At 43.0% G+C, this 16,878-nt stretch carries 16 protein-coding genes; 11 read left to right on the top strand and 5 right to left on the bottom strand.

Annotated features, from left to right (window positions below; all coding sequences use genetic code 11):
- Positions 1 to 440 precede the first annotated feature (440 nt).
- The 7 genes from IM450_RS09650 (at position 441) to IM450_RS09620 (ending at position 8,784) form a co-directional block, all read left to right on the top strand.
- Complete coding sequence (locus IM450_RS09650) at positions 441 to 3,011, top strand: DUF3536 domain-containing protein (RefSeq protein WP_004163753.1); 2,571 nt, start codon at positions 441 to 443, stop codon at positions 3,009 to 3,011.
- 137 nt (positions 3,012 to 3,148) lie between these two features.
- Positions 3,149 to 4,396, top strand: coding sequence for a tryptophan synthase subunit beta (gene trpB, locus IM450_RS09645; RefSeq protein WP_004163756.1), 1,248 nt, complete (start codon positions 3,149 to 3,151; stop codon positions 4,394 to 4,396).
- A gap of 98 nt (positions 4,397 to 4,494) precedes the next feature.
- Positions 4,495 to 5,484, top strand: coding sequence for a CAP domain-containing protein (locus IM450_RS09640; protein ID WP_287670943.1), 990 nt, complete (start codon positions 4,495 to 4,497; stop codon positions 5,482 to 5,484).
- 156 nt (positions 5,485 to 5,640) lie between these two features.
- On the top strand, positions 5,641 to 6,270 hold the full coding sequence (locus tag IM450_RS09635; RefSeq protein WP_287670941.1) for a ribonuclease D: 630 nt from the start codon (positions 5,641 to 5,643) through the stop codon (positions 6,268 to 6,270).
- Between the two features lie 315 nt (positions 6,271 to 6,585).
- Positions 6,586 to 7,236 carry a DUF3318 domain-containing protein gene (locus IM450_RS09630; RefSeq protein ID WP_002781787.1) on the top strand — a complete coding sequence of 217 codons (651 nt, stop codon included), beginning with the start codon at positions 6,586 to 6,588 and terminating at the stop codon, positions 7,234 to 7,236.
- 113 nt (positions 7,237 to 7,349) lie between these two features.
- Entirely contained in the window at positions 7,350 to 8,345 is a 996-nt protein-coding gene (locus tag IM450_RS09625; protein ID WP_287670937.1) for an anti-sigma factor antagonist, read from the top strand.
- Positions 8,332 to 8,784: an ATP-binding protein gene (locus IM450_RS09620; RefSeq protein WP_287670935.1), complete on the top strand. Its 453-nt coding sequence runs from the start codon at positions 8,332 to 8,334 to the stop codon at positions 8,782 to 8,784. Before IM450_RS09625 ends, IM450_RS09620 begins: the two co-directional genes overlap by 14 nt.
- A 6-nt stretch (positions 8,785 to 8,790) precedes the next feature.
- Here IM450_RS09620 and IM450_RS09615 read toward each other — a convergent pair whose 3' ends face one another.
- The 4 genes from IM450_RS09615 to petN all read right to left on the bottom strand — a co-directional run bounded on the left by IM450_RS09615 (position 8,791) and on the right by petN (position 11,881).
- The gene (locus tag IM450_RS09615) at positions 8,791 to 10,236 is read right to left on the bottom strand and encodes a serine/threonine-protein kinase (RefSeq protein ID WP_287670978.1); all 1,446 of its coding nucleotides are present in this window, start codon (positions 10,234 to 10,236) and stop codon (positions 8,791 to 8,793) included.
- Positions 10,237 to 10,331: 95 nt separating this feature from the next.
- The gene (gene sbcD, locus IM450_RS09610) at positions 10,332 to 11,585 is read right to left on the bottom strand and encodes an exonuclease subunit SbcD (RefSeq protein ID WP_287670933.1); all 1,254 of its coding nucleotides are present in this window, start codon (positions 11,583 to 11,585) and stop codon (positions 10,332 to 10,334) included.
- A gap of 46 nt (positions 11,586 to 11,631) precedes the next feature.
- On the bottom strand, positions 11,632 to 11,775 hold the full coding sequence (locus IM450_RS09605) for a hypothetical protein (RefSeq protein WP_002768280.1): 144 nt from the start codon (positions 11,773 to 11,775) through the stop codon (positions 11,632 to 11,634).
- Between the two features lie 16 nt (positions 11,776 to 11,791).
- Positions 11,792 to 11,881, bottom strand: coding sequence for a cytochrome b6-f complex subunit PetN (gene petN / locus IM450_RS09600; RefSeq protein ID WP_012265708.1), 90 nt, complete (start codon positions 11,879 to 11,881; stop codon positions 11,792 to 11,794).
- Between the two features lie 85 nt (positions 11,882 to 11,966).
- Between petN and IM450_RS09595 the strand changes: the two genes are divergently transcribed.
- Both IM450_RS09595 and aroB read left to right on the top strand, forming a co-directional pair.
- The gene (locus IM450_RS09595) at positions 11,967 to 12,362 is read left to right on the top strand and encodes a hypothetical protein (RefSeq protein ID WP_287670931.1); all 396 of its coding nucleotides are present in this window, start codon (positions 11,967 to 11,969) and stop codon (positions 12,360 to 12,362) included.
- Positions 12,363 to 12,496: 134 nt separating this feature from the next.
- A complete protein-coding gene (aroB, locus tag IM450_RS09590) occupies positions 12,497 to 13,597 on the top strand; it encodes a 3-dehydroquinate synthase (protein WP_287670929.1) in 1,101 nt (366 codons plus the stop codon).
- Here aroB and IM450_RS09585 read toward each other — a convergent pair.
- Positions 13,574 to 14,710 (bottom strand): geranylgeranyl reductase family protein, encoded by a 1,137-nt coding sequence (locus IM450_RS09585; protein WP_002801561.1) that lies wholly within the window; start codon positions 14,708 to 14,710, stop codon positions 13,574 to 13,576. The genes aroB and IM450_RS09585 overlap by 24 nt on opposite strands.
- 213 nt (positions 14,711 to 14,923) lie before the next feature.
- Between IM450_RS09585 and IM450_RS09580 the strand changes: the two genes are divergently transcribed.
- Both IM450_RS09580 and IM450_RS09575 read left to right on the top strand, forming a co-directional pair.
- On the top strand, positions 14,924 to 16,108 hold the full coding sequence (locus IM450_RS09580; RefSeq protein ID WP_287670926.1) for an AAA family ATPase: 1,185 nt from the start codon (positions 14,924 to 14,926) through the stop codon (positions 16,106 to 16,108).
- Positions 16,108 to 16,698, top strand: coding sequence for a DUF4276 family protein (locus tag IM450_RS09575; protein WP_287670924.1), 591 nt, complete (start codon positions 16,108 to 16,110; stop codon positions 16,696 to 16,698). Before IM450_RS09580 ends, IM450_RS09575 begins: the two co-directional genes overlap by 1 nt.
- Positions 16,699 to 16,878: the final 180 nt, after the last annotated feature.

The following is a 16,878-nucleotide window of genomic DNA, read 5'->3' as shown; positions in this document are numbered from 1 at the left end:
GGGCTCTCCCAGCTTTGGTGGGTAAAATGTATTCTAAGATACATTCCTCAAGAGCGAGGGGGTGGAACGAACCACAAAGACACAAAGGACACAAAGATCGATCGATCATATAGTAAGTTAAACTTATCACACAGAACCTAGAAGAGCCAAAGGGGGAATAAATAATCAGTCTTTAATAACCGGATTTATTGTCAGCATATCCCTAACACCCTTAAAAACCGACACCCCACACCCACGAAAAGCTTTTTCAGCAGACCCTACTTAGTGCTGTGTATAGAGAAGTTGCGAATTGTTAACCTTAGCTTTGCTAGGAAAATAAAATGTGATATTGTGACCCCAAGGCCGTGAAAAACGGCCAGGTTTTCAGTTTTTTTAAACATCAGGTCGCCACATTCTACAGCTATTTTCGCTCAAAAAAAAACGATTTTCTAGGCATTTCCATGACTTATCTTGTTGAACATCCTTCTACAACCTTTTATTCCTATACCGATACGGGGGTCGACCCCCTGAAAACCGCTCACGGAGTTTATATCACGGTTCACGGACATTTTTACCAACCACCGCGAGAAAATCCCTATCTAGACAGAATTGAACGGCAACCGAGCGCCCATCCCTTCCATAATTGGAATGAACGCATCCATCACGAGTGTTATCGTGCCAATGCTTTTGCACGCATTTACAATGACCGGGGGGAAGTAATCAAAATAGTCAATAACTACGAATATCTCAGCTTTAACATCGGGGCCACCCTAATGTCATGGATGCAATCCCATGATCCCGAAGTTTACCAACGCATCCTGACAGCGGATCAAAAAAGTTGTCAACGCTTAAACGGTCATGGTAACGCCATCGCCCAGGTCTATAATCATATCATTCTGCCCCTAGCCAACAAACAGGACAAATACACCCAAATTCGCTGGGGAAAAGCCGATTTTCAGCATCGTTTCGGCCGTGATCCCGAAGGAATGTGGTTAGCGGAAACAGCCATTGATTTAGCCACAGTGACAGCTTTAATCGATGAGGGGATTAAATTCACCATTTTAGCCCCTTCCCAGGCCCTGCGCTGTCGTCCTTTCCCTAGCGACCATGATCCCCATCCCCAATGGCACGCGGTGGCCGGAGGTCAAATCGATCCCACCCGTCCCTATCGCTGTTACATCCCCGATGGTCGTTATCTGGATATTTTCTTCTACGATGGTCCAATTTCTCGCGATATGGGCTTTAATGATGTCCTAGCCAGCAGTGATTTTCTCGTCGGTCGTCTGGGACAGGCAATTAAAGGGGATCATCGTCCCTCCCAGTTAATCAGCGTCGCTACCGATGGGGAAACCTTCGGCCACCACAAACAGGGGACAGAGAAGTGTCTTAGCTATGCTTTTACGGAATCTTTCCCTAAAAACGGCTGGACAGTCACCAATTTTGCCCATTATCTCAGTATTTGCCCCCCCACTTGGGAAGTGGAATTAAAACCCGTGACTGCATGGAGTTGTGTCCATGGCGTAAATCGTTGGCAGGATGACTGTGGTTGCGGGGGAGGGGGAAATTACCAGCAAAAATGGCGTAAACCCCTACGGGAGTCCCTAAATTGGCTCAGAGATGAGTTAATTAAGGTCTATGAGATTCAGGGACGGGAATTTTTCCGGGATCCTTGGCAGACAAGGGATGACTACATTGCCGTTATTTTAGATCGATCCCCAGACGCGATCGAACATTTCCTCGCTTTGCATCAAAGTCGCAACCTGAGTAAAAGCGAGAAAATCGATGCTTTGCGTTTATTAGAAATGCAAAGACAGGCTTTATTAATGTTTACCAGTTGTGGCTGGTTTTTTGAGGAAATTTCTCGACCTGAAGGCACGCAAATTTTGAGATATGCTGGCCGGGCCCTGGAATTAGCCGGAGAAGTGGCCGGAATTCAATTAGAAATGAATTTCCTCAGTCGTCTAGCTTTCGCCCCCAGTAACGTTAAGTTATATCAAGATGGGGCTGATGTCTATCGACAATTGGTCACTTCTGCGCGGGTGGATTTGGAACAGGTGGCGGCCCATTACGCCATTAGTTCCCTATTTACCAATTATTCCAGTCATCATCGGATTTATTGTTACAATACCCGTCAATTAGATTATCAAAAACAAGCGATCGGGTCTTTAACTTTAGCGGTGGGACAGGTGGAATTAACCTCGGAAATTACCCAAGAAAGTGAACATTTTGTCTTTGCTGTTCTACATTTAGGAGGTTGGGATTTTTACTGCTGCATTCAACCTTTTAACGGTCGGTTAATCTATACCAATCTTAAGGACCATCTCTTTGAATCTTTACAACAGGCCAGTGTCTCAACCATGATCGTAGAAATGGGGCGCGGATTGGGAGAAAACTTTTTTGCTTTACCCCATCTTTTTGCCGATGAAAGACACCGGATTATGCAGAAGGTGACAGCCGAAACTAAAAAACGTCTCGATCAATTATACACCCAAGTTTATCGGGATAATTACGGCATTTTAGCGGCTTTCCAACGGGATGATCTGCCCGTACCTCAAGAGTTACAGGTAGCGGCGGATATTGCCATTTCTCACCGTTGTTTACAGGTGATTAATACCCTAGAAAAAGATTTTGAGCAGCGGCAAGCGACGGAAAATAATCTCGATCAATTATTGGCTATTGCTAAGGAAGCCAATCATTTACGCTGTCAATTAAATATTCCCGAAGCGCGTCAAACCTTAGAAAGTCTGCTCTGGCAATCTCTTGGGAAATTATTACACGATGGCGATCCTTTAACTGCGGAGGAGGATACTCGCCTAATCACCCGTTTAATTGAAGTTAGCCAACAATTAAACCTAGGATTATCCCTTGATCGCTCTCAGGAATTATACTATTATTATTTCCACGAGCGTCTAGTTCCTAATTCTTTGCAGTCCAATTCCATAGATGCTGCCTGTCCCTGGCCGATGACTCAATTAAAATGGTTATTACTATTAGGACAGGTGTTAAAAGTTGATGTGAGTATTTGGCTGTAAAATCAGTCAAAGGGTGGGCAATGCTCACCCTTTGATTATTGGGTAGGTTAGGCGATGATTGCCCCGGAACTCAGGTTAACCCAGAGACTAAACCCTTAGATTTATAATGGATCATAAGTCTCTCATCGAAGGTTTACATGACTATCACGCCGATTTATACCGCCTCAGCCAGCACAGTAACCCAGTATCCCGATGCTTTTGGGCGTTTTGGACGCTACGGGGGCAAATACGTCCCAGAAACCCTGATGCCAGCCTTAAGTGAACTAGAGACGGCCTATAATCAGTATAAGGACGACCCCGATTTTCAAGACGAATTAAATCAACTGCTCAAGGATTACGTCGGTAGACCTAGTCCCTTATATTTTGCCGAACGTCTCACCGCCCATTATGCCAAAGCTGACGGCACTGGGGCGCAAATTTACCTAAAACGGGAAGATTTAAACCATACCGGGGCCCACAAGATTAATAACGCCCTCGGTCAGGTTTTATTAGCCAAACGCATGGGTAAAAAGCGAATTATCGCCGAAACTGGAGCAGGACAGCACGGCGTGGCCACCGCTACGGTTTGCGCTCGTTTTGGTCTAGAATGCGTGATTTATATGGGAATTCACGACATGGAACGCCAAGAACTCAATGTTTTCCGCATGAGACTGCTTGGCGCGACGGTGCAACCCGTGGCCGCCGGGACGGGAACCCTGAAAGATGCCACCTCGGAAGCGATTCGCGACTGGGTAACTAATGTGGAAACCACTCACTACATCCTCGGTTCTGTGGCCGGTCCCCATCCCTATCCGATGATGGTACGCGATTTTCACGCGGTTATCGGTCAAGAAACTCGTCAGCAAAGTCTGGAAAAATGGGGCGGTTTACCGGATATTCTCCTCGCTTGTGTGGGTGGTGGTTCTAATGCTATGGGTTTATTTCATGAGTTTGTTAAAGAAGCTGCCGTGCGTTTAATTGGTGTGGAGGCCGCCGGGGAAAGTATCGCCTCCGGAAAACACGCCGCCACCCTTACCCAAGGTCAACCGGGGGTTCTACATGGGGCCATGAGTTATTTATTACAAGATAACGAAGGTCAAGTTATCGAGGCCCACTCCATTAGTGCCGGTTTAGATTATCCCGGAGTCGGGCCAGAACATAGCTTTTTAAAAGATAGTGGTCGCGCTGAATATTACAGTGTCACCGACAAGGAAGCACTAGAAGCTTTTCAAAGAGTTTCCCGTTTAGAAGGGATTATTCCGGCCCTAGAAACTGCCCATGCTTTAGCCTATTTAGAAACTCTTTGCCCACAAGTGACCGGTAGTCCTCGCATTGTTATTAATTTCTCCGGACGGGGTGATAAAGATGTGCAATCGGTGGCTAAATATTTATCGATGAATGGTTAACAGTGAGCAGTTATCAGTTATCAGTGAGAGGGATAAGCTATTGTGCATCTAAATTTGATATTCGTTTTGACCTGTTCCTCGTTCCAGACTAGCTTAATATGAAAAGTTCTTTTAAGAAGGGTTATCAGTTAGGAATTTTGATGCTTGTATCGACAAGTTTAATGGCCTGTAGTGCCTTAAACTATAGCTCTTTTACGGAACTCGTACCTTCTTTCTCTCCCTCTCCTTCTCCTTCTCCTGTGGATGCGGCAACTTTACTTGTTTTAGAGAATAAAATCTATCAACAGGTCAATCGCTATCGTCAATCTCGCAATTTATCTCCCCTACTGTTAAATCGGGCAATTTCGCAACAAGCAAGATTACATAGCCAACGTATGGCCGCGGGTTTAGTTCCTTTTAGTCATCAAGATTTTGACAAAAGAGCGCAAACTATTGGTGTTTCAGTTCCCTATCAAGCGGTGGGGGAAAATGTGGCAGTTAATCAAGGTTATGAGGACCCGGTAATGATTGCTGTGGATGGTTGGATTAAAAGTCAAGGTCATCGGGAAAATATGGAGGGAGATTTTGATAGTACCGGGATTGGAGTAGCGACGGATAGTCAAGGAAAATTGTACTTTACTCAAATCTTTTTAAAACGTCAATCCGCTCCTGTTTCTACTAATCCCCTTAGCTACGATCCTATCGGGAATCAATCTTTTTTTATTACCCTTGAAGAAAACACTAATTATCAAGTTAATCGCTACCGAATTTCTCAAAATTTACCGTCCCTACGTCTCGATGCTCGCATTAGTCATGAAGCTCGCTTATTTAGTCAAAAAATGGCCAATAAACAGGCTCCTTTTAGTCATGATGGTTTTGAGGGAAGAGTCAAGGCAGTACAAAGGAAGATTCCTTTAGAAAAAATGGGCGAAAATTTGGCTTTTATGAAGGGATATCCTGACCCCGTGAGTGTTGCCGTCAAGGGTTGGATTAATAGTCCTGGTCATCAAAAAAATATGGTTGGTGATTATAATCTCACTGGTATCGGTATCGCTAAAAATAATGCTGGTGAATATTACTTTACACAACTTTTTGTTAAAAAGCGTTGACAAAATGACCACGATGATATTTAAATTTAATTACCAGTTTTTAACATCAGTTATCAGTTATCAGTTATCAGTTATCAGGGAAATAAAGGCAGTCGTGCGATAGGCAAAAGCATTACAAATTTCCCTCCTGTCTCCTGTCTCCTATCTTCTAACTATATGAACTTAGACAATTTTCAAGTGTGCGATCGAGATTTAAGCGATGACCTATTATCCCGTTATCTAGGGGTTAATTCGATCGCTGTAGATACAGAAACTATGGGATTAGTACCGGGACGCGATCGACTGTGTTTAATTCAACTCTGTGACCCCAGTGGTTTTGTCACCGCTATTCGCATTTTTAGGGGGCAAACAGAGGCTCCTAATCTCAAAAAGGTCATGGAAGATGAGCGGATAGAAAAAGTCTTTCATTTTGCCCGTTTTGATGTGGCTCAACTATCCCATACTTTTGGCATTGCCACTAAACCGATTTTCTGCACCAAAATCGCCAGTAAACTGGCTCGGACTTATACCAGCAGTCACGGATTAAAAAGTCTCGTGCAGGAATTGGAAGGCATAGAATTAGACAAAACCGCTCAGAGTTCTGATTGGGGAAATGCCGCTAATCTTACCCCACAACAACTGAGTTATGCTGCTAACGATGTGCGCTATTTACTGTCAGTGCGAGATACACTAATTGTGATGCTGCAAAGAGAAGAAAGATGGGAATTAGCACAAAAATGCTTTAGTTGTATCCCCGTCTTCACCGCTTTAGATTTACAGCAATACAAAGATATCTTTGAGCATTAGTCGGCAAAAGTTACGGTCTATTTAATAAGTAAATAGAAGATAGATTCTGTCTTTGATCCCCCCTTAATCCCCCCTTAATAAGGGGGGTATCTGACAATTTTTAACACCCACCCACTCAGTCCGATTGACTCCCAATCGAACTTTAAAACCCCAGTTATGGATTGTTTATCCCCACTTCCCCACTTCCCACTTCCATCACTGGTTACTGATCACTGAAAATGCTGCCTAGGGCCAAAAGCTGCCAAGATCACAAAAAAGACCGCTATGATCCAAAATAGAAATCATCGTCATTGGTAGAGAATAGGTAAAAAATCTATGACATCTTATGCGGCCTCCTCTGCACGAGCCGAAATGAGCGAACTTCGGCGCCTAAAAACCCTGCTACCCCCAGAATTACAAAGTTGGGTAACGGTAGAAGGTTCTACAGAGATTAACCCCCCCCTGATCCGTTGTGAAGAAATTGGCAGAGATGAGGTAGAAATTCAGATAGATTTAGCCAAATGGGAAAATTTAGCCATCGATCAGCGTAATTTGCTCTTTTGGCATGAAGTGGCCAGGATTCAAAATGATAGTATTCCGCGGGAAGGCTGGGAAATGGCCGCCCTCGCTATTGGTTTAGGTGGTGCGGTGGGGGAATTATGGGTACAGGACGGTTTATTATTGCTTTTGGCCATGGGATTATGTGGGATTTCCGGTTATCGTCTCTGGCGCAAAAATAACGGTGATAAAATTCTCAAAGAAGCGATCGAAGCCGATGAAAAAGCGATCGCCCTCGCCACCCGTTTCGGTTATTCTCTCCCCAACGCCTACAAGAGCCTAGGCAGTGCCTTTAAAACCCTAATTGAACAAACGCCCAACCGTCGTCTGCGTAAGCGTTATGAGACCCGTTTAGATGCCCTGAGAAAGAGTGCGGCCAAAGCGAAGGCCCAAACCCAAGGCCGTCCGCCCCTAGGTGAGATTCGTTAGCCGATAATTACAGCTAATCTTTGACATTACCCATTGGTATTTGGGGAAAAGTGTAGTAAACATTAGGTAGGTCATCAGGCCTTGTTCATCCATCAAACCACATCTTTGTGTCGATGACTTCCCAAATTCCTGAAACACGTTTTCTGATCATTCCGATGGAGTATCCGGTTTTGCGGATGCCTGATCGCTTGACTGTCTTGGAAGCAGTACAGTTCAAGGATATCTTTCACCATCTCATCGCCCAAATACCCACTCCCGAAAAAGTCATTCTCGATCTGAATGCCACTCAATTTATGGATAGTAGTGGTGTGGGTGCTTTAGTCCATAATCTCAAAGCGGCCAGGGCAGAAAATATCGAGTTAGTGCTGGCTAACGTCCATCCCCCAGTGATGGGGGTTTTATCGATTACGGGACTAGATCAATTATTGACTTTCCAAACCTCCCCCCTAGCAGCCCAAGAAAACGGCCGTACTACCCCTGAAAACCATCTACCCGAAACCCATCCCTCAATTCGCAGTTGGTTAAAGCGCGGTCTTGACATTGTTGGTGGGACCGTGGGTTTATTAATCACGGGGGTTATTTTTGTCCCTATTGCTATCGCTATTAAGTTAGACAGTCCAGGTCCAATTTTTTTCAGTCAAACCCGCTGCGGTTGGTTGGGAAAGGAATTTAAGATTCTCAAGTTTCGTTCCATGTGTGTGGATGCGGAAGCACTCAAGGATAAAATCCCCAATCAAGCGGAGGGAGCTTTTTTTAAAAATAAAAATGATCCCCGGATTACCCGGGTAGGAAAATTTTTACGTCGTACCAGCTTAGACGAATTCCCTCAGTTTTGGAATGTGATCACCGGTGAAATGAGTCTTGTCGGCACTCGTCCCCCCACACCCGATGAGGTGGAACGCTACGATGTTCCCCAATGGCAACGTTTAGACGTAAAACCCGGTATGACGGGAGAATGGCAGGTGAATGGTCGCTCTCAGGTGCGTAATTTTGAAGAGGTAATTCAACTAGATCTGCGCTATCAAGAAAATTGGAGTTTAGGCTACGATCTACAACTGATTTTTAAAACAATTTTGATTCTCTTTCAAAAAAACAGTGGTGCCTTCTGAAGTCTTAAATTCCCCTTCTTCCCCCCTCCAATTCCATCTACAAGTCCGGACGGAATTGGCAGCTTTAATCCCAGTCCTACAATGGTTTGAATCTCACGGCCGCTCTTTTTTACCTGACTCGGTGCTTTGGCAGTGTAAGGTGGCTTTAGCGGAAGGATTTACTAATACTGTCCGTTACGCTCACCAACATTTACCACCGACCACAGCGATCGATCTAGAATTAACTTTACAGTCCCATTCTCTAGAAATAAAAATATGGGATCACGGTCAACCTTTTGATCTGCAAGCCAAACTTGATTCTCTACAACAACATCCCCTCGCACCTTTGGAAATGGAAAGCGATCGCGGATTACTTTTCATGCGTTCTTTTACTGATACTTTACAATATATCCGCACTGGCGAAGGGAGAAATTGTTTAATTCTCCAGAAAAGCTTTTAAGTCAATTTATCCCCTGCTGGAAACTCCGTCCATCGTACAGGTTTCCAGACGAGAAAAAAGAATTATGCCACCACCCACACCCCACACAAGGGTGGGAAGATGTCCCCAGGGTGCTTTGAGAGAGAAAGTAATTTGATCGTAGTATAACCACTTGTTATTAACTCGCCAACCGACTTTTGATCCAAAATCGTTCCATTTTTGTTGATCATAATTGCCGCTTCCTCCTAAACTTTCATAGATTCTTTTCTGAACAGATATACCGAATTTTTCTTGACTATATTTTAACCAGAGTTGATTGATAGTGGCTAAATCTTCACAGGGAAAGTTATCTATGTCTTCTATCTTAAGATATTTTTCTTTAGTTCGATCGGCAACTTTTAAAAATAGATTAGCTGTTTCTTGATCTGCCTCTTGCCATTTTTCTTGCGCTAAGAAATCCCGTAGGTTAGTGTAATCAATTGCCTTGGCACTTTTGAGGTTAATTTCCTCCCTGGTGGCAACTGGAAAAACTGATAAAACCGTTTCTTGAATTGTGGCCTGTGATCGGGGTTTTGGCGGAATCACTGCAGCTAATTTTGCCGCCAACTCTTGCAGGACTTCCTCGACTGATTGATAACGTTTTTTGGTGCCAAATTCAATTAATTTATCTAAAATTTCGCCTAATTCAACACTAACAGTATTATTAATCAGGTACTGTCTCCATACCCATTCATGTTCACTGACATCGAATAATTCAAAGGGAGATATTCCCGTTAATAAATAGATACAAGTGACTCCCAAACTATATAAATCACTGCTATTGATCGCTTTGCCATTGCTTTGTTCCGGGGCGACATATCCCGCCGAACCGATCACTGTTCCTGTCAGGGAAAGATTAGCAATAGTGATAAATTTAGAGGCACCAAAATCAACTAAAATTATTTTATTATCGCTGCGTCTCCGAATTATATTGGCTGGTTTAATATCTCGATGAATGACTCTTTTAGCATGGATAAAATCAAGAATTGGCAAAATTTCTAATAAAAGATGTTTGATCTTTTCTTCATTGAAAACTCCCTCGCTTTGTAATTCTTGTTCTAGATTTTCTCCCTCAATATATTCTTGAACAAGATATTGTCGCCCATCATTGCTGGTAAAATAGGCATAGAGGGAGGGAATTTGTGGGTGTTGACCGAGATTATCTAAACTAATCGCTTCTTCTTTAAATAATTCCGCCGCTTTCTTGAGAGCATTACTGCCTTGAGTGCTAGGAAAAAATTGTTTAATCACACAATAAGGTTTAGAAGGTTTATCCTCATCAATTGCTTGAAAAGTTTTACCGAAACCTCCTTGACCAATTAATTTTATAGCACGATAACGATCTTTGAGTAATAATTGAAAGCGACATTTTTGACAGAATTTATCTGTAGGATCATTGTTATGAAGACAATCAGGATTAAGACATAAACTCATAGCTGGTTTAAACAGGGATAGGGAAGATATTTCAGTGAGCAGTAAACCGACAACTGATAACTGACAACTGATAACTGATAACTGATAACTGATAGCTAAATCGAGGTTTCTTCCTCTAGCCAAATTTCTGGCTGTTGATTTAATAAAAGCTGGGCTGCCTCTAACATATCATCGACAATATCGCGCAAATCTTTCTTATTATCGATATAAGCTTTTAACGCTTCCATCGGATCTAATTGATTACCCACCCCTAATTCCGGTAAACGGGGACGGGTTAATTGACTAATTAACTCCGCCCGAATACTATAGCTATGGGCAGTTTTTAACGCTTCGTCAAGCTGATTGGTGTTGATTAGTTCCAATTGTTCACTGCGAATTTTATAAACTAAGCGGATAACTGCTTCCTGAATATCGTATTTTTTCAGAGCTTTCAGCAATTCTTTTTGGGGGTTTTCTGCCTCGGAAACATCCACTTCGATGGAACGGAAAGTACGCACGGGTAAAGGGCAAAATTCCCATTTAACCTCTCCTTTAGCCACTTCTATTAAAACATAGCCCTTATCTTCTTTTTCCTCACTAAAATCCACTCGATCAATGCTCCCCGGATAGACAATAGGCGGATCATTGCTAGGATTAAGATTTTGATGTTTGTGAACATGACCGAGGGCAACATATTCGAATTGTGGACGATTTAGCAGGGATAAAGGCACGGTAAAACCTTTACCAACTGCTAAAAATCTTTCTGCTCCTAAACTAGCTCGATCGGCCATTAAATGGGCTAATAAAACTGTTGGTAAACTTGTATCTAATTGGCGAATTTCTCCTTCTAAAACCGGTTCTAAACGGTTAATTAATAATTCATTTACCCCACTCAAGGATAAACCCTCGGTTTCGGGACGGGTTAAGAGAGTGGCCCGGGTTAACCAGGGTAAAGTAATGACTTGGATATCGCCGTTGCGGGTGGTGATGCGATGGGTGGTCAAGCGATCGCCAACAATAAACCCCGGCACCGCTAGGGTACGATAGATGGAGAGACTGACACCGCCATTACCCTGAGAATGTTGATCGTGATTACCCACTAATAACACCGTCGGGATATTAGCATCGGCAAGACGACGGAATTGACTGGCAAAAGCTTCGTGAACAAAAGGAGGAGGAGTGGCATCGGGAAAGGCATCTCCCCCAAAAAGCACTAGATCCACAGGGGAGGCAATAGCCCGATCGATACAGAGGCTTAAACTGCCCATAAAATCCTCTAAACGAGTATTTAATCCCGTTTTTGGATTTAAACGTCCATGGGAAAAACCGCTCCCCATGTGAATATCCGATAAGTGCAGTATTTTAATCATAGTAAAGGAAAAACAGGCGTAATTAAGTACACCTGTTCAGAATTATTTATTTTCCTAATTTTTTATCGCCATCTTGACGACGGCGATCGCGCCATTCTGTAGTCGTCAGGTAGAGAATGCCACCACTAACGACAACGAGAAGAATTAAGGCGACTAGAAAGAGAGTGTTGAGAATCAGAGATGTTTCCATGGTATCTATAGATTACCTAGAAACCGTTACGACCCCAAACCACCATGGCGATCGACCAAGTGAACAGGGCGAGAATGCTAACCCAACCAAGTGTCAAAATATCCATAATTGCCTTTGTTAAACGAAATACTTAGGAGATAACTACTCAATTTATAATACTTCATCAGTGACTCCGTTTTAGAGAGGCGATCATGCAAATTACGCTCAAGGAAAGAATCGAATCCATACAGGTGGGGAGTATCTCGGCTCTGGCTTTCCTGGTTCCCTATCTGCTATTTTTAACTGTTGATCGACTATTGTTAGGGGAATCGCTCACAGTAATTGGCGCTTTTGTCAAGATATCCGGGGCGATAATTAGCGGATTTCTCTTCGGTGTCACCTATCGTTATGTCGTCCGTAACGACGATAATCCCCATCTCAAAGATGGTACAGTGGCAGCTTTTGCCTTAGTCCGCGGCCTAGTTCCCCTACAATTATCCACAGACTTGATCGCTGACGCTTGGCAATTAAGTCTCTTTCTAGGAGAGAGCTTTATCTGTTTTTTATCCTGTCGTCTGCTCTTAGAGTTGACTAAGCTGCGCCAATAACCGATCATCTTTTTGGCTATCGGGAGTCAGGAGTCAGGAGATTATTTTTATTTATTCTCCCTGCTCCGGCACTCCCCATCTCCCTACCTCGCAATTCATAATTCATAATTGATAATTTATAATTACCACACCCTATGGCTATTTGTATTCCCGTTAATTTACCCGATCGCTCCTATAATATTCTGATCGAGAAGGGCAGTTTAGCTAATCTCGGTGGAGAAATGAGCCAGTTAAGCTTAGGTAAAAAGGTTTTATTGGTTTCTAATCCCGAAATTTTTGACTATTACGGGCAAATAGCCGTTAATTCCCTAGACAAAGCGGGCTTTGTTGTTTCTACTCATCTGATCCCCGCCGGAGAAAATTATAAAACCCTCGATGCGATCGCCCAAGTTTATGATAGCGCCCTCGCTCACCGGCTGGAACGTTCCTCGACTATGGTTGCCCTCGGTGGTGGTGTAATCGGGGATATGACGGGATTTGCGGCAGCCACATGGTTACGGGGCGTTAATTTTGTCCAAGTTCCCACCACCCTGTTAGCCATGGTAGATGCTTCCATCGGGGGTAAAACTGGTGTTAATCATCCCCAGGGCAAAAATCTGATCGGGGCGTTTTATCAACCGAAATTAGTTCTGATCGATCCTAGGGTGCTTAAAACTCTACCCGTGCGAGAATTTCGGGCTGGAATGGCAGAAGTGATTAAATACGGTGTAATTTGGGATGCTGAGTTATTTCAACAGTTAGAAGACTCGGACAATTTAGCTAGTTTTTCTCAGATCGATGGCGAGCTATTGCAAACAATTATTACAAAGTCTTGCCAAGCTAAAGCAGATGTGGTAAGCAAAGACGAAAAAGAAGCGGGTTTGCGGGCGATCTTAAACTATGGTCACACGATCGCCCACGGCATTGAAAGTTTAACGGGATATACTAGCGTTAACCACGGGGAAGCGGTGGCCATGGGGATGGTGGCGGCAGGAGCGATCGCTGTTAAACTGGGAATGTGGACCGCCGGGGAAAATCAACGTCAAACCGATTTAATCGAAAAAGCCGCCTTAGAAACCCATATTCCGCCTTTAAATGCCGATGAGATGGTAAATGCTCTCACTGCCGATAAAAAGGTTAAAGATGGTCAAGTTAGATTTATTTTACCAACGGCAATCGGCCAAGTCACCATTAGCGATCGAGTCACCCCCACCCTGGTGCGCGAGGTGTTATCACCAACCGAATCCGGGCAGTAAAAGCTTTTTCAATTGTTGCATCGCTTGTCCCGTAACATCCCGGTATTTTAAATCTCCCACGAGAATACGTCCCATCAGTTGACCGGCGATCGGCCGTTTAACGGCGACATTGTAGGCGATTTGGGTAAATTGATAGAATAAACCGGCTAATTTAGCCGCTAAAGCCATATCTTCCCCCCATTCTTCCCGAATTATCCGACTATAGCCCGCTAAAGCCTGATTATCTCCGGCTAAAGCTCGATCGATCGCCTCGGCTGCCTTAACTCCCGTCAAAATTGCCGGACGGATACCCTCTCCGATGAGCGGATCGAGAATCCCCGCCGCTTCCCCTGTAATTAGGGCATTTTGGGCGTGTAGCGGTTGATTTCCGTTCCAAAGGGCTAAAGCATACTCACTATAGCGATAATCCTCTAAATTCCAGCCTTTTTGATGGGCATAATTTAACAGTTGTTTTTTTAGCTCCTCGGATTTGATGCTGCCCTTAAAACAAGCACCGCTAATTGTGTAACCATTAGACTTGGGAAAAGCCCAGATATAACCATTTTTTAGGGAACCAAAGTCAAAAAAAGCTTTTTTGGGGGGAATAGTCGCTTCTGCGTTAGTAATTTCCAGAGTAGCCCCGATCGCTTGGTTTTTCGCCGGTAATCCTAACCAGCGACTGGTACTGCCCCTAACACCATCGGCAGCAATCAGATATTTGCCTGAAAATGTTCCTTGGGATGTGGTAACTTGCCAGTGATCTTGGATGAATTTGATCTGGGTAACTTCGCTGTTATCTTGGATAGTTGCCCCGACTGCGATCGCCTGTTGACCTAAAAAATCATCGAAACGATCCCTTTGTACCATCCACATCGGTTCTAGCATATTTAACTTAGTGGTGGCGGCATCCCCCTGTTTCCAAGTAAACTCCACTTGGGTGACGGTATTCTCGATCACGGGGGTAAAGTCAAAATCAAACCACTGCTTAATTGCTGGGGATACCCCCCCACCACAGGGTTTATAACGGGGTAATTTCGCTTTATCGAGGATCAGGATCGATCGTCCCCTTTTAGCTAGATGATAACCCGCCGTCGTTCCTGCTGGTCCCGCACCGATGATAATACAGTCAAACATTTGTACTAATTTAAGTCGTTGAACAAATTTATAGACAATTTACGCTATTTTGGGCAACTTGTCTTGAGTCTGGTTTCTTGTCCCTTCCTCAGGCGGCTGATTTATACCCCAATTTCCCAGAGAGTCTAATCTCTGGCTTTTTTGGCTAATTGATCAGTTATCTTCACCTGATCAATCGTATAATCAAAAAAACTATAACTGCTCGATTATATCATGAAAATTGTTTCTATTAAAATAAAAAACTATCGTATGTTTAAAAACATACACATAAGAGATATTCCCCCTTTTTGTGTGATTATTGGAGCTAACGGCACGGGAAAATCTACTCTATTTGATATTTTTGGGTTTCTGCGAGATGCCCTCAAAAACAACATTCGCCAAGCCTTACAAATTCGCGGCGGTTATAGAGAAATTATCACTAGAGGCCAAGAACAGGAAGATATTGAAATCGAGCTGCAATTTCGCATGAAAATCTTAGATACAGAACGTCTGGTTACTTATATACTTATAATTGGACAAAACAAAAATCGCCCTGTTATCAAACGCGAAATACTTCGCTATAAAAGGGGTGAACACGGTAAACCTTTTCATTTTTTAGATTTTCAACTTGGTCAAGGATATGCTATCACCAACGAAGAAGATTTTAGTAAACCGGATAAAGAACTCGATCGAGAAGAACAACAGCTAGAATCTAACGATATACTAGCAATCAAAGGATTAGGACAATTTCAACGTTTTAAAGCCGCTACAGCCTTTCGTTCTCTGATTGAAAATTGGCACGTTTCTGACTTTCATATTAGCGAAGCTAGAGGAAGTAAAGAAATATCTTATGCTGAACACTTATCCCCTACTGGCGACAATATAGCTACAGTTGCTCAATATATTTATCAACAATATCCCACAATTTTTCAGCAAATTCTCGAAAAAATGAAACAAAGAGTTCCGGGTATTTCCTCTGTGGAAGCCAAAGAAACCGAAGACGGTCGCTTGATTTTACGTTTTCAAGATCAGGCCTTTAAAGACCCTTTTATTGATCGCTATGTTTCTGACGGGACTATGAAAATGTTCGCTTATTTAATATTACTATTCGATCCCAATCCTCATCCCCTACTCTGTGTCGAAGAACCAGAAAACCAACTTTATCCTACTTTATTAAAAGAACTAGCCGAAGAATTCGCCCACTATAGCGATCAGGGGGGTCAGGTATTTGTTTCTAGCCACTCCCCCGATTTTATCAACGCGGTTCCACTAGCTAGTATTTTCTGGCTAATTAAATCCCAAGGTATCACCCAAATCCATAGGGCTGCCGATAGCGAAATCCTCAAAAACTTAGTAGCGGAAGGCGATTTACCCGGCTATCTTTGGAATCAAGGCTGGTTTGAAGGAGTAGCACCATAATGAACTATGATATCGTATTTTTGCTAGAAGAGTCATCTATAGAAAATGTGTTAGAAGAACTTTTGCCTAAACTTATTCCCCCAGAAATAAGGTATAAATGTATTAGTCATCAAGGCAAACAAGACCTAGCCAAATCTATTCCTATAAAACTCAAAGCTTTCAAGAAATCTAGTCCCAATACCAAATTTATTATTGTCCATGATCAGGATTCCCACGATTGTCAAAAACTCAAAAAAGACCTAGGGCAAATTTGTCAAAATGCCAGTGATGCTCAAGTCTTAATTCGGATTATTTGCCATGAATTAGAATCTTGGTTTCTGGGAGATTTAGCAGCGGTGGCCAAGGCGTATAATTTAAATAGTCTCGGTCAAAAACAAAATAAAAGTAAATACAGAGAACCAGACCTGCTTAACTCGGCCAAACAAGAATTAAAAAAGCTAGTGAAAGAGTATTATGCAGGAACCCACTCTAAACAGATTGCCCCCCATCTTTCCCTAACTGAAAATAAATCGCGTAGTTTTCAAACTTTTATCCAAGGTATCAAAAATGTTGTGGAAATGATACAACACCCCAATCCGAACCCGAACTAAAATAGACCTCGACCTAATATAATTAAAAGCCTATAAACTCCTAACTAGGGCTTGCTGAATAAATCTAAAAACCTTGTTGGATAAGGCTTTTAGACTTTTTTGACCTCAAAAAGTGCCGACCATTGGAGGGATCGGGGGTAAAATTCAGGTACTTTTTCCCTGAAAATTAGGTAACTGACT

The sequence above is a fragment of the Microcystis sp. M083S1 genome, assembly GCF_020246405.1.
GTDB classification, from domain to species: Bacteria; Cyanobacteriota; Cyanobacteriia; order Cyanobacteriales; family Microcystaceae; genus Microcystis; species Microcystis aeruginosa_C.
Note: the sequence above shows the minus strand (reverse complement) of the source record. Positions and strands in the feature narration are given on the sequence as shown.